The 14453-nt window shown below is 38.7% G+C and carries 13 protein-coding genes; 4 read left to right on the top strand and 9 right to left on the bottom strand.

Annotation, left to right across the window (positions count from 1 at the left end; translation table 11 throughout):
- The first annotated feature begins 67 nt into the window (after positions 1-67).
- Complete coding sequence (gene sohB, locus QSG86_RS14660) at positions 68-1030, top strand: protease SohB (protein ID WP_317032176.1); 963 nt, start codon at positions 68-70, stop codon at positions 1028-1030.
- Between the two features lie 81 nt (positions 1031-1111).
- Here sohB and purB read toward each other — a convergent pair whose 3' ends face one another.
- The 7 genes from purB to QSG86_RS14625 all read right to left on the bottom strand — a co-directional run bounded on the left by purB (position 1112) and on the right by QSG86_RS14625 (position 7456).
- Entirely contained in the window at positions 1112-2500 is a 1389-nt protein-coding gene (gene purB / locus QSG86_RS14655; protein ID WP_317032175.1) for an adenylosuccinate lyase, read from the bottom strand.
- A gap of 61 nt (positions 2501-2561) precedes the next feature.
- On the bottom strand, positions 2562-3293 hold the full coding sequence (gene hflD / locus QSG86_RS14650; RefSeq protein ID WP_317032174.1) for a high frequency lysogenization protein HflD: 732 nt from the start codon (positions 3291-3293) through the stop codon (positions 2562-2564).
- A 13-nt stretch (positions 3294-3306) separates the two neighbouring features.
- On the bottom strand, positions 3307-4440 hold the full coding sequence (mnmA, locus tag QSG86_RS14645) for a tRNA 2-thiouridine(34) synthase MnmA (RefSeq protein ID WP_317032173.1): 1134 nt from the start codon (positions 4438-4440) through the stop codon (positions 3307-3309).
- A gap of 4 nt (positions 4441-4444) precedes the next feature.
- Positions 4445-4930 carry an NUDIX hydrolase gene (locus QSG86_RS14640; RefSeq protein ID WP_317032172.1) on the bottom strand — a complete coding sequence of 162 codons (486 nt, stop codon included), beginning with the start codon at positions 4928-4930 and terminating at the stop codon, positions 4445-4447.
- A gap of 165 nt (positions 4931-5095) precedes the next feature.
- On the bottom strand, positions 5096-5638 hold the full coding sequence (locus QSG86_RS14635; protein ID WP_317032171.1) for a gamma carbonic anhydrase family protein: 543 nt from the start codon (positions 5636-5638) through the stop codon (positions 5096-5098).
- A gap of 168 nt (positions 5639-5806) precedes the next feature.
- The gene (gene dacC, locus QSG86_RS14630) at positions 5807-6958 is read right to left on the bottom strand and encodes a D-alanyl-D-alanine carboxypeptidase PBP5/6 (RefSeq protein ID WP_317032170.1); all 1152 of its coding nucleotides are present in this window, start codon (positions 6956-6958) and stop codon (positions 5807-5809) included.
- A gap of 117 nt (positions 6959-7075) precedes the next feature.
- A complete protein-coding gene (locus QSG86_RS14625) occupies positions 7076-7456 on the bottom strand; it encodes an MCR_0457 family protein (protein WP_317032169.1) in 381 nt (126 codons plus the stop codon).
- A gap of 408 nt (positions 7457-7864) precedes the next feature.
- Between QSG86_RS14625 and QSG86_RS14620 the strand changes: the two genes are divergently transcribed.
- On the top strand, positions 7865-8668 hold the full coding sequence (locus QSG86_RS14620; RefSeq protein ID WP_317032168.1) for a peptidoglycan DD-metalloendopeptidase family protein: 804 nt from the start codon (positions 7865-7867) through the stop codon (positions 8666-8668).
- Between the two features lie 99 nt (positions 8669-8767).
- Positions 8768-9697 carry a LysR family transcriptional regulator gene (locus QSG86_RS14615; protein ID WP_317032167.1) on the top strand — a complete coding sequence of 310 codons (930 nt, stop codon included), beginning with the start codon at positions 8768-8770 and terminating at the stop codon, positions 9695-9697.
- Between the two features lie 111 nt (positions 9698-9808).
- Here the strand turns inward: QSG86_RS14615 and QSG86_RS14610 are convergent, their stop codons facing one another.
- Positions 9809-11023: an aspartate aminotransferase family protein gene (locus QSG86_RS14610; protein WP_317032166.1), complete on the bottom strand. Its 1215-nt coding sequence runs from the start codon at positions 11021-11023 to the stop codon at positions 9809-9811.
- 200 nt (positions 11024-11223) lie between these two features.
- Between QSG86_RS14610 and grxD the strand changes: the two genes are divergently transcribed.
- The gene (grxD, locus tag QSG86_RS14605; protein WP_086199334.1) at positions 11224-11565 is read left to right on the top strand and encodes a Grx4 family monothiol glutaredoxin; all 342 of its coding nucleotides are present in this window, start codon (positions 11224-11226) and stop codon (positions 11563-11565) included.
- Between the two features lie 212 nt (positions 11566-11777).
- Here the strand turns inward: grxD and QSG86_RS14600 are convergent, their stop codons facing one another.
- On the bottom strand, positions 11778-14390 hold the full coding sequence (locus QSG86_RS14600; protein WP_317032165.1) for an ATP-binding protein: 2613 nt from the start codon (positions 14388-14390) through the stop codon (positions 11778-11780).
- Positions 14391-14453: the final 63 nt, after the last annotated feature.

The following is a 14453-nucleotide window of genomic DNA, read 5'->3' as shown; positions in this document are numbered from 1 at the left end:
TTGAAATTTTGCTTAAATGTCTACATCTTATAACAAAATGCATAGATCTTATGAGAATCTAAATTATATGATATTTCACGCTACAAAACTTCCCGCAGAAATTAAAATTCATCATTTAAATGCCAAATTGAATGAGCAGCGTAAAAAAATTGCGCAATATACTGCTTCTAAATTTGAGTTATTACAATTAACACAACAGTTATCAAAAGAAGCACGTGTGCGTAAAAAAGTAAATCAAAAAATTTATGTCATTGATTTCAAAGGTGATACAGCAGCTTCTGCTGTGGTACAACTGCGTGAAGAAATTAATTTGATTTTAGCGACAGCAAAGGCTGGACGTGACCGTGTGCTACTTCGTTTGGAGAGTCCTGGAGGTATGGTTCATGGCTATGGGCTTGCGGCAGCACAATTGGTTCGTTTACGCGATGCTGGCTTTCATTTAACCATTTGTGTTGATAAGGTAGCGGCAAGTGGTGGCTATATGATGGCATGTATTGCTTCAGAGATTATTGCTGCACCGTTTGCTATCTTGGGCTCAATTGGCGTGGTGGCACAAGTTCCAAACTTTAATCGTTTACTTAAAGATAATCATATTGATTTTGAACTTTATACCGCAGGTCAGTATAAGCGAACAGTGACGATGTTTGGTGAAAATACTGCAGAAGGTAAAGCAAAATTTGAAGAAGAGCTACAGCAAACGCATATTTTATTTAAGCACTTTGTGGAAAAATATCGTCCGCAATTAAATATTGATAAAATTGCAACGGGTGAGCACTGGTATGGTGTAGATGCACAGGCATTGGCTTTAGTGGATCAATTACAGACTTCAGACGAATATTTATTGGGTTTATTGGCTCAACATGATGTCTATATGATCGAGACACGTAAAAAGCCAACGCTAGGTGAAAAATTAGGTCTGCAAGCTGCTCAAATTGTGGATCAAATTGTGCCAACATTGGTCAATAAAGTGATTGAAACAGTGAGTCAAATTCATGCAGATCGTATACAGATACGCGATCCTAAAGCATAACGCTATTCCATTAAAAAACCGAGTTTATATTAAACTCGGTTTTTTTTAATCGTATATATTAACGATCAGTAGAGATAGATGTTATAGTTTAGCAATTAATGCTTTGATCGATTTTGCTTGGGTTGCAGCGTTACCTGTATAGGTTGCAGGTGTAAGCTCCGCTAAACGTGCGCGATCTTGTGCCGGTACAGCTTCTAGTTCATGACCTTGAACAAAATCAACCATCATTTCACGTGTCATTGCTTGACCACGTGTTAATGCTTTTAATTTTTCATAGGGTTTTTCAACCGCATAGCGACGCATAACTGTTTGAATTGGTTCAGCGAGTACTTCTTGTGCATGATCTAAATCTTCAAGTATGCGTATTGCATTTAGCTCTAGTTTACCAATACCTTTTAAGCATGCTTCAAAGGCAATTAAACTTTGTGCAAAACCAACACCCATATTACGTAATACAGTAGAGTCAGTTAAGTCACGTTGCCAGCGTGAGATAGGAAGTTTTTCACCTAAATGTGCTAATACTGCATTGGCAATTCCTAAATTACCTTCCGAGTTTTCAAAGTCAATCGGATTGACTTTATGTGGCATTGTTGATGAACCGACTTCACCTTCTTTTAAACGTTGTTTAAAGAAGCCCAAAGAAATATAACCCCATACATCACGGTTAAAGTCGATAAGAATAGTGTTAAAGCGACGTAGGGCATCAAAAAGCTCCGCCATATAATCATGCGGTTCAATTTGTGTGGTGTATGGATTAAATTCTAGACCAAGTGATTCGACAAATGCCTGCGAATGTGCTGGCCAATCAATATCTGGATAGGCAGATAAATGTGCATTATAGTTACCGACTGCACCATTAATTTTGCCTAATAATTCAACATTTTTAAATTGCTTGATTTGACGTGCTAAACGATAAGCCACGTTTGCCATCTCTTTACCCAATGTTGTTGGGCTTGCAGTTTGACCATGCGTACGCGATAGCATTGGCTGTTCTGCATGTGTTTCTGCAAGATCAACAATGGCATCAATAATTTGTTGCATGGATGTCATGAGGACTTCACGACCATTTTTTAACATTAATGCGTGAGATAAGTTGTTAATGTCTTCAGAAGTACATGCAAAGTGAATAAACTCACCCGCATTTTTTAACTCATCAATATGTGCAATTTTCTCTTTAAGAAAATATTCAACCGCTTTGACGTCATGGTTGGTGGTACGTTCAATCTCTTTAATACGATTTGCATCTGCTTCAGAAAATTCTGTTACGATTGCATCTAAAGCGGCATTTGTTTGCGCTGAAAATACTGGAACTTCACTAATTTCTGGACGGTTTGCAAGCGCTTGTAACCAACGCACTTCAACGGTCACACGAGCATGAATTAAACCAAACTCAGAGAGGAAAGGACGTAGTGCATCGCATTTGCTAGCGTAGCGTCCATCTAATGGAGAAAGTGCGGTTAAAGCGTTCATATGGATTCCCTAAACTTTTGGAATGAAACCTACAACAAAAAATGTATGTTTACAGCTAGTTTTAAAATACCTGATACTGTAAACGAGCAAGATTTTGAATATCGTGCAGTAATTTACGTTTACTAAAAATAAATCCCCATGAGCTACCCCCCAATTGTCGCCATAAATGGGCAAATTGTAATCCAGTGAATAGACTGGCACGAATGCGATTGGTATGGGCAGAGTCTTTAAATGCTTCTGCATTACCGCGAACCATGATACGTGGATTAATTTGTCCAGCAGTATCTACATAGGTCTGTGCTAAATTGGCAATAATGCTGGGATGCAAGTAATTATGATCAAAAAAAGACAGTTGTTTTAATATTTTTTGTTGAGATTGCTCAATGATCTCAACAAATTTGGCATTGCTATAGACTTTCTTTTCAAGTTGTAACAGTGCCATCGCATAAGACATGGGGAGTTTGGTTTGATTAAATTTGGGCAGTTTAGATTTTGGCGTACTGGTAAATGGCTGAGTAATACAACTCTCTAAGGTCTTTAAGCCTAATGCGACATCAGATAGTTGATGAAAAAAATCTAAAGTCTGGCAGTTTTGATTTGAGCTTGGTCGGATATTTAAACTGGCTTTAATGAGCTGTTCATAGTAAAAATTACCGCTATCACCAATACTCTGTCGTCCTGCAATGGCGGTCATATGGGTCAGCTGTGTCGCCTGAAACACAGCTGCCAATGCCAAAGCACGATTTTGGCGAGTATTTAGCGTTTGAGATTGTTGAAACGGTAACTCTGCCATGCCAAACTTATCCTCAAATAAAATCGGGTTTAGGGGCATTAGTATGATGAATCACACCGCCACCTAAACAAATTTCGTTTGTATAGAACACTACACTTTGTCCTGGTGTAACTGCGCGTTGAGGTTGGTCGAATTCAACACGCACACCCTGTGGTGCATCAGGGTCTCTAAATAATGTACAGGGTTGGTCTGATTGGCGATAACGTGTTTTTGCTGTACAACGAAAACCCGTTTCAGGAATATCTTGTTCACCAGCAACCCAATCAATAGCTTCACTCCATAAAATGGTGCTTTGCATCAACGGATGTTCATGTCCTTGCCCGATCACTAAGCGATTGGCTTCAATATCCTTATGTAGCACAAACCATGCACCTTCTTCAGCACCTTTCATGCCACCGACACCAATACCACCACGTTGTCCGAGCGTATAGTACATTAAGCCGTGATGATCACCAACCTCTTTACCATCTGCAAGTACAATTTTTCCAGGTTGAGCCGGTAAATACTGTTTTAAAAAATCGTTAAAGCGACGCTCACCAATAAAACAAATGCCAGTAGAGTCTTTTTTCTTTGCTGTTGCTAGGCCAAGTTGTTCTGCAATTTTACGTACTTGTGGTTTTTCAATTTCGCCAACAGGAAATAAGGTTTTATTAATTTCACGTCCATGAACGGCATGTAAAAAATAAGTTTGATCTTTATTTTGATCTACACCACGTAATAAAGTGGCGTAAGTTTCACCTTGACTATTGATCTGGCTATGACCACGACGACAATAATGCCCTGTTGCAATAAAGTCTGCACCTAAATGAACAGCATGGTCTAAAAAAGCTCGAAACTTAATTTCTTTATTGCATAAAATATCTGGATTGGGGGTACGTCCAGCCTGATATTCTGCCAGAAAATGCTCAAATACGCGATCCCAGTATTCCATGGCAAAATTGGCGGTATGCAGTTTGATACCAATTTTGTCACAGACAGCTTGTGCATCAGCAAGATCTTCCATTGCTGTACAGTATTCCGTGCCGTCATCTTCCTCCCAGTTTTTCATAAATAGGCCTTCAACTTGATAACCTTGTTGAAGAAGTAATGCGGCAGAAACAGAAGAATCTACACCACCAGACATACCGACGATGACACGTTGTTGCATAGGACTAAGCATCCAAATTTAAAAATAAAGGAGAGTTTTGATGCTCATAAATGAGCGATAAAGGATATTTTTGACCAGATAGCGCATCTTCTAGAGCCTTGATGACCAATGGGCTTCGTGCTCGAGCAGATATTTTGATTTCATCTAAAGTCATCCATACTGCAGCAATGATACCATCATCTAAGCAGGCATCCGGATGATGCGCCAGCACATGAGCTAAAAAGCAAAAACGATAGTAGGTGCGATCAGGAAACATGGGCGGGGTATAGCTATAAATGCCGAGGAGTGACTCAATACTGACATCGTATCCAGTTTCTTCAAGAGTTTCACGAATGGCTGCCTGAATTAAGGTTTCTCCACATTCAACATGACCTGCAGGTTGATTAAAGACAGTGTGACTCACACCTTCTGTATGTTCTTCAACACATAAGAATTTTCCGTCTTTTTCTACGACTGTTGCGACAGTGACATGTGCAGTCCAAGCAGACATAAAACATACCTAGCATAAAAAAGTATATTCTACAAAATTTCACTGGCGCTGGCTATGCGCAATGGTTTTTTCTTTGTACATTAAGCCCGCAAGTCAGCAGTTATAATCTCAGTGGTTAATATGCAGTATATGGCTGATCTAGTCAGTATTTATCAGATCTATTGATTATTGATTGTTTAAACCATGTTGATGGGCAACTTTAACGTAATGATGTGCCGAATAGGTTAGGAAGGTTTTTTCTTGATCGGTTAACGGACGTACTTGTTGTACTGGGCTGCCCACATAGAGATAACCACTTTCTAGACGTTTACGTGGTGGTACTAGGCTTCCTGCGCCAATCATCACATCATTTTCAATTACGACATCATCTAACACAATACTACCAATGCCAATCAGGACACGATCCCCAATATGGCAGCCATGCAATTTAACATGATGACCAATAGTAACATTTTCACCAATAATTAACGGTGAACCTTCTGGTTTACGGTCATTTTTATGGCTGACATGTAACATGGCATGGTCTTGAACATTACAATTTTGACCAATCACAATGTGATTAACATCTGCACGAATGACAGCAAAAGGCCAAACAGAGACATTTTTTGCTAGGCTTACTTCACCAATCACAACCGCCATATCATCAATATAGCAACCTGTTTCAATTTGAGGGTAGTGATCTAAATAAGGGCGAATATTTTTTTGCATATTAAATTAAACTTATCTATGTGCCTAATATGAATGTTGCTGATCTTTTATGAACGCTTTGCCCTATATGTCAGTGGCTGAAGTCAGTCACTGACATTATGATGTTTGGGATTATCAAATCATAAAGCCACTTGAATATATGGATTAATCATCAACAGTTGTTAGATGTTATGAAAAAAGATTACTAAAGAATTGTTTAATATAATCCATCATACGTGCGAAGAAACCAGCTTCTTCTACAGATTCGAGTGCTACCAGTGGTTTTTCAGCGATGACTTTGCCATCTAGGCTAGCGACATACTTACCAACAATTTGGCCTTTTTTCAATGGTGCTGTTAATTTTGGTTGTACCACTAACTGGGTTTTAATATCACTGGCTTTGCCTTTTGGCATGGTGACATTAAAGTTTTCTGCGAGGCCAATTTTAACGTCATTTTCTTTGCCATACCATACTTTTGCTGTTGCAAGTACCTGATTGGCTGCTTGTACATTTTTAGTTTCAAAATTTGCGTAGCCCCAAGCCAATAATTCACGTGTTTGGGTTGCACGTGCATTCATGTTTGGTGCACCAAAGATCACTGAAATTAAACGCATTGGACCACGTTTAGATGATGTGGTTAAGCAATATCCAGCTTCATTGGTATGGCCAGTTTTTAAGCCATCTACACTTGGGTCAGTATAAAGCAATGCATTACGGTTGCCTTGTTTTATGCCATTAAAGGTGAATTCTTTTTCAGAATAGATCGGATAGTATTTTGAGCTGTCATGAATAATGTGTTTGGCAAGAATGGCCATATCTTTGGCAGTTGAATAATGTCCTTCTGCTGGCATTCCCGTTGCATTCATAAACTGGGTATTATTCATCCCCATGGCTTTGGCTTGCTCATTCATCATATGTGCAAAGGTGCCTTCATTTCCAGCAATGTGCTCAGCCATGGCTTTTGATGCATCATTACCTGATTGCACAATAATACCACGCAGCATTTCAAGTACGGTCGCAGTACCATTGAGCGGTACATACATACAGGATTCAACACTACTACCACGACACCATGCGGATTCATTCATTCTGACTTTTTCGTTTTCAGTCAGTTCACCTTTTAATAGTTTTTGTTCAATGATAAAACTGGTCATCATTTTGGTCATTGAAGCAGGTGCCAGTTTTTCATTTTCATTTTTGGCTGCAAGAATTTGTCCTGTTTCATAGTCCATTAGAACATAGGCTTTATTGTTTAGTTCTGGTGGTGTGGGTAAGACGGTTGCTGCATAGCTAAAGCTCGGTACTAATAATAATGCAGCTAAGGCGCTTTTTGCGGTCATTCTAGGTGATTCCAGTAATTTTATAAGCACAACGATTTTGGCATTTTAGGACAAAGATAATCTGACTTCTATGGGAAAAATCAGCTTCTTGAAAAAAAGTATTGTAACCAAATGATATTATTTCTTGTAAGTGGTCAATTCTTCGCAAATCTCTAAATTTTTTTCTTTTCCAGCACGCTGAGCATCACTTTCTGCTTCTTGTAAAATAGCTTTAAAATTCGCTGCCGTAACCATTTTATTTAAGGCTTGTACTGGGTTTTTTTCATTGGGTAAATATTCAGTCAGTAAAGTAGTAAAACCTGTACTAAATTTTTCAGGATTACTGACCATTTTAGGACAAATATCTGAAAGCACATAGAGTGCGGCAAATTCTTGTGCTGTTGTTTGTTGTTCAGGAGTTACATCAAGATTATCATCATTGGCCTGTGCGATCTGCGTAAATGAAAGGCTTAAGGTGAGTGCAGAAAGTAATGTGAAGAGTTGAGACTTGATTTTCATGATGATGTAAAGACCTAACAAAACTAAACGAATAGACAGAATTATAACATTATGATGATTAAAAAAAATTGGTGTACTAAAATTGTGAATAATGTATAGATCGTGTAGTTATTGCTGCTATGGGCCAAGTCATCATCTAGATCAGTTGTGAGATTGTGATTAAAATAGTATGCGATCAAATAGCAAAGATTTAAAAGATATGATAGAAAATAAGCAACGGGATAGGATGGTGTAATTGATACTGTAATATGATTGTTTTAGGTTTTTTTTGCTTATATAAAAATAAAAAGATTTATAAAAGTAGTTTATTGTTGTAACTTTGTGAAGATAAATATATTTCAAAAAAAATTCATGTACCTTGATAGGCTTTATAAAGTGATACGAGATAACGTTTTGAGTGAGGAAAAAATGCATTTGATGTTTAATGTATGTTGTGTGAGGCCTTTTAATCTAATCAGAACCACGCTAATCTCATCGGCGGTTGTATCTACTTTAGTGATAACAGGGTGTGCATCAAAACCCCAAGTGACTTCACAAACACGCTCGGTTACGGCACCTAACTATTATACCGTTCGCTCGGGTGATACTTTGAGTCTGATTGCTGCAAGATATGGATTGAATTATCTTAGAATTGCAGAAATGAATGATATTACACCGCCATATCGTATTTATGTTGGACAATCACTACGTTTGACCAATACAACCCAGTCAAAGACAACAAAAACTCAGCCGATTCAACAAGCGACACAAATTGAACGTCAAAAAATTAATTTACCAACGCAAGCGACAACAGCAGCGAGCAGTACTGGTATTAAACCGAACAACAGTACAACCATTGTGAACAGTGGTAGCAGTTTAAAATGGGTGAAGCCATCCAATGGTCCAATTATTGCGCGATTTGATTTGGCAAATAATGTCAAAGGAACACGTTTTGGTGGTAAGGTAGGTGATCCTGTCGTTGCAGCAGCGGATGGTCAGGTCGTATATGCCGCAGATGGTTTAAAAGAATATGGTAACTTAATTTTAATTAAACATGCGAATGGCTACATTACAGCGTATGCGCATAATAATAAACTACTGGTGAAAAGTGGGCAAAATGTTGTAGCAGGACAAAAAATTGCAGAAATGGGTGCTTCGGGTACGACACAACCAATGCTGGAGTTTCAAGTGCGTTTGGATGGTAAGCCCATAAATCCAGAAAAGATTTACTGATTGATCAAATTTGACAATACAAATCTTGAATTTCACCGTATAATACAATGAGTTGCTTTTATCGAAAGATAAAGTGCTCATAAGTTCAGAGGGAAATTTATGTTAGATCAACTTCGTGCAATGGGTGTATTTGCCTGCGTAGTTGAAAAAAGTTCGTTTAGTGGCGCTGCACGTGAACTCGGTATCACAACCAGTGCGGTTAGCCAGCAGATTCGTTCTTTAGAAAATGATATGGAGGTGACACTTCTACATCGTTCTACAAGAAAGTTGAGTTTGACAGAAGCCGGACAAGCTTTTTTTCACAGTTGCCAAGAAATGTTAGCCGCAGCTGAGCGTGGTAAAATTCGTATTAATGAATTACGTGATGATTTGGTTGGGGATTTACGTATTGCAACAACGCCAGAGCTTGGTGCAAATCACTTAATTTTGGCACTCTCACATTGGATGGCTGCTCATCGAGGTTTGTCTGTTCATATTGAGGCAGATAATCAATATATAGACTTGATTGAAGGTCGTATTGATATTGCGTTAAGAATGAGTCCAAAAATAGAGGATAGCAATGTCAGCATTGTACCTTTGGTACACGTAGAGCAGGTATTGGTTGCATCCCCAAGTTATTTGAATCAGTCATCACCAATTTCTAGTCCTGACGATCTTAGAAATCATGATTTGATTCCATTAAGTTTAATGAAGAATCAGTCGAATTTTACGTTTAAACACGTCAATAGTCATGACACGATTAGCGTTGAGTTAAATTCCCGTTTTTCAACCAATAATGTTATGGTTGCTAAAGCCTTTTGTATGCATAGTCATGGGATTACCAGTGCTGCTTATTTAGATGTACAAAAAGATTTACTGAGTGGATCTTTAGTCGAAGTATTACCAGAATGGAGATTGCCTCCATTTACCTTGTATGCTTTAACATCAAAGCATGAGCAACAGCCGATGAAAATTAATCGTTGTTTAGATGCATTAAAGCAATATTTCTGCCAATTGCCAGGTGGTAGAATCTATCAAGAAGCTTCTTAAAGCGAAGCATAAAATAAAAGCTGCATTGCAGCTCTTATTTTTTAGACATCTAAGGTAAGGGTCTATTTGTTGTTTTATGATTACTCATCTATAAATAGACCACGTTCTTTTTTACTCAGCAAGAAAATTCTTCACCAATTCAACGATACGCTCTACCAGAACATCTGCTTGTTGCTGTGTCATATTCAATGGCGGTAATAAACGAATGACTGAATTGGCGGTGACATTGATAATTAAATGATGCTTATCACGGGCAATAGCAACTAATTCAGCGCATGGTTTTGGCAATTCAATCCCAATCATTAAACCAAAACCACGAACAATAACATGGTGATCAGCAAGTTTGCATTTAAACTGTTCGACTAAGTATGTTCCTATTTGTGCGGCATGTTCAACCAGATTTTCTTTTTGCAAAGTATCGATAACGGTATAAACAATACGTGAACCAAGTGCTGTTCCACTATAAGTAGAACCATGATTACCTGCTGTTAAGATACCCACACCGCGACCTTGAGTCATCACTGCACCAATCGGGAAGCCATTCCCTAAACCTTTTGCTGTAGTGAGTACATCTGGCACAATATTGGTATGCTGATAGGCAAAATATTGACCAGTACGACCATTTCCAGTCTGTACTTCATCAAGCATCATTAACCAGTGATGTTGATTACAGAGTTGGCGAATTTCTTCGAGATAACGAAAGCCTTGAGGTGCTGTATTGACACCACCTTCACCTTGAATAGGTTCAACCAGAATGGCAACGATATCTGGGTGTTGAATCGCAGCTTCTTCAATAGCCTGAATATCACCAAAAGGTACACGAATAAAACCTTCGACTAAAGGTGCAAAGCCTTCTTGTACTTTTGAATTACCTGTAGCAGAAAGTGTGGCTAAGGTACGTCCATGGAACGAATGGTCTGCAACAATAATTTTAGGGTGTGTAATGCCTTGCATATGACCAAATTTACGTGCAATTTTAATTGCACCTTCATTTGATTCGGCACCACTGTTAGAGAAGAAAACTTCTTCCATTCCAGCCACTTCTGCCAATTTTTGTGCTGCTGCAGTTTGCCAAGGAACTTCAAATAAATTACTGGTATGGATGAGGGTTGCTGCTTGTTCAGCAATAGCTTCTGTAATTGCAGGGTGTGAATGGCCTAAACCACATACTGCAATACCTGTGAGTGCATCTAAATATTCTGTACCATCTGCAGTATAAAGATAAGCACCTCGGCCTCGGACAAAGCTGATCGGCTGACGACCAAAGACTGGCATCAAGTGAGAGGGTTGATCAGTTTGCACAGGGGCAAGGGTAATGTTATTCATGACGAACTCTTATCTGTGAGAGGGAAATTGAAATTAACCAATTGATGCGTATTATTTAAACGCATCAAGTCGTTCTATATAAGCAAAATCTGTTGAAAATTTAAAGTCTCAATGTAAATATAATGATAAAAATTGCTTTAACGATACTGTTTTGTCGAGATTTGGGTATAATGCCAAACAGATTAGTTGAGGATTGATCAATGACTGAACAAGCACGTGATACTGAAGCGTTAATTCGTGACCAAATTGCTAAACATGCAGTTCTTCTTTATATGAAAGGTACTCCACAATTTCCACAATGTGGTTTCTCTGCGCGTGCAGTAGAGGCACTTAGTCAAATTGGTCGCCCATTTGCTTATGTTAATATTTTGGAAAATCCAGATATTCGTGCAACTTTGCCACAAATTGCAAATTGGCCAACATTTCCACAATTATGGATCAATGGTGAGTTAATTGGTGGAAGTGACATTATGCTCGATATGTTCCAAAAAGGTGAGTTAAAACCTTTGGTTGAACAATATAGCCCAGCACCTGAGGCTTAAGTCCGTATCGTATCGTGAATATTGCATGCCAATTATGCAAGACGACACATAAAATTAAGGAGTTTAGCGATAAACTCCTTAATTTTTTTGAGGATCGTGCTCGAACTTTCTGCAGTTCTGCTATTGAATTCACGATCAATGACTCAGATAAGATCATTTGCATAAGATCATGCCGCTAGATGGATGATCTATGGGCATGATCAGTTGCAGAATCAATCTGTAGATAATGGCAATAGCGTGTCATCCACAGTCGTTTTTGGATCGGCTGGTTGCTCCTTGTGTTTTTTCTTGCTTTTCTTTTTGCTTTTTTTCTTCGGTTTTTCTTCGATTATTTCACCATCTTCTATGGCTTGCCAATATTCAAGTTGTGCCATAACTGCCGCAAAAATAGAGTTTTTGCTATAACGACCTTTTTTATCCATTTTACCGACAGGGCGCGCCATGAGAATTTCAAGGGCTTGATCAATGGTATCAATGGCATGAATATGGAATTGACCTTGCGTGACACTGTTAATCACATCTTTACGTAGCATCAGATGTTGCATATTTTGTCGCGGAATAATTACACCTTGCTGGCCTGTTAATCCCTGTAATTTACAAGCATCAAAAAAACCTTCGATTTTGGCGTTCACACCACCAACAGGTTGGACTTGCCCCAATTGGTTCATTGAACCTGTAATGGCCCATGACTGATCAATAGGAAGTTGGCTAATGGCTGAAATTAAAGCAGATAGTTCTGCCACAGTTGCACTATCTCCATCGACTTGACCATAGCTCTGTTCAAATGCCAATGCGGCAGAAAAATGTAAAATTTGTGATCGACCAAAATGTGCTTTGAGAAAGCTTGACATTAACAGTACGCCTTTGGCATGTAATGCACCACCTAATTCAACACTGCGTTCAATATCCAGAATATCTCCACCGCCTTGGTAGACAGAGGCAGTCAAACGTGATGGTAAGCCAAATTCAACATCAGCATAATGAATGACAGATAAAGCATTTACCTGACCTAAACGATAGCCACGTGTTTCAATCAGTTGTGTACCGCGAGAAATATCTTGCCAATACAGCTCTCTTAAATAACCTAGGCGATATTTGCGATGATCCAGTGCTAGATTAATATGGGCTTCGCTAACGGTTTTATGCTCAGCTTGTAGCGCATGATGATGTGCTTCACGAATCAAGTCACCGAGTGTTAAGGCATGTAAGGATAATGAACTTTGATCTTCTGCCTGACGACTAGAATCAGTCAATAGCGCAGCCAATGCACTGCGATCAAAAGGTAAAAGTTTGTCAGATTGAACATAATCTGCGATGAGCTGCATATACGCTTGTTCATTGTTTTCATTACGTTGTAGTGTATCGGTAAAATCGGCACGAATTTTAAAAATACTGCCCAGATCAGGTTCCAGTTCTAACATTTCATAATAGATTTCTGGTTCTGCCAACAGGATAACTTTAATATTGAGCGGAATAGGTGAAGGCTCAATTGAAATACTTCCTGTAAGGGTTAGCATATGCTCTAGTGAAGACAGTTTGAGTTGTCCAGATTTAATGGCGCGCTTTAAACCTTGCCATGCATAAGGTTGCTCAAGAAGCTGTTCTGCTTCTAAAATAAGAAATCCACCATTGGCTTGATGTAAGGCACCTGAACGGATCAGTGTGAAATCTGTGGTAATAGTGCCATGTTGTGTTAATTGTTCGACATGTCCCAATAAATTATAGTGTGTTGGGAAGTCTTCAAAGATAACAGGTGCACCGCTATTGGCTTTATGTGACACCATAATATTGGCTTGATAGCGTGAGGGCACTTTGCTAAACAAGCCCGGTGTAAAATCATCCTCTTCTTGTTCCAGAATGATTTCAACATTATTGATAATATCTTCTGCATAGTCTTTTAAATATGTGGTTAAACCTTGTACTTCAGCAAACTTATTTAATACAGTCTGGATACGAGGCATCACGACTTGTGTTGCAATATCACGATTTAACACTTGAACTTGATCACGGGCATCATCTTCTAAATGCCCTAAATGTAACCCTAAACGCTCCAGCTTTTTATTCATATGTCGTAGGTTGCTGGTAATTTCTGCACGATCTTGTGCACTGAGCGCATTAAGATCTTCTTGGCTCATTTCATGAATTTTATTATTTTTAATATGAACTGGAATAAAACAATGTTCATCATTTCTGGCAATCAATTTTAAATCGAGATCTTCTCCCTCTTTGGTCAGTTCAATTAAGGCCAGTTGTTGCTCATCTCCAGCATGTTGGCGAATAGAATCAATACGATTATGATAGCTTTCTGCAGTGAAACGACGCTCAAGTTGCTGAATAATCGTTTTCCAAGTTTGATGTAGCTGAGTTTGAAATTTGGCAGCTTGTCCTGTAGGAAGCTGTAAGGCAATAGGTTGTCGAGGATGCTGAAAATTATAGACATAGACCCAATCTGCCGGCGTTGGCATATGCTTAGCCTGTTGTTGTAGTAGGCGCTTGATCATGGTGCGCTTTCCTAAACCAGCAGTACCCACTGCAAAAATATTATAGCCAGAATAAGGCAGTGCGATACCTGCTTCGACTGATGCACGTGCACGATCCTGTCCCAGAAAGTCATTCAATGCTTTAATTTTCTTGGTCGAGGTCGGAATATTGGCCAAGTTGGGAATATGTGTGAGTTGTTCTGGTTTTAATTGTGTATGCATTAATGTGCTATGAATTTCTGGTTGTTCAAAAGCGGAAATCAACTGGTTTTGAGATGAAGCTTGGTTTTGATTGGTCGTTTTGGCAGATAAAGAAGAATGAACTTGATCGAGTTTTTGCGTCACTGTGAAATCCAAAACAAAATATAAACGATAGAGTTTTAAGGTATACAGGTTTACATGAAAAAT

The sequence above is a fragment of the Acinetobacter sp. SAAs474 genome, from assembly GCF_032823475.1.
Taxonomy (GTDB): Bacteria; Pseudomonadota; Gammaproteobacteria; order Pseudomonadales; family Moraxellaceae; genus Acinetobacter.
Note: the sequence above shows the minus strand (reverse complement) of the source record. Positions and strands in the feature narration are given on the sequence as shown.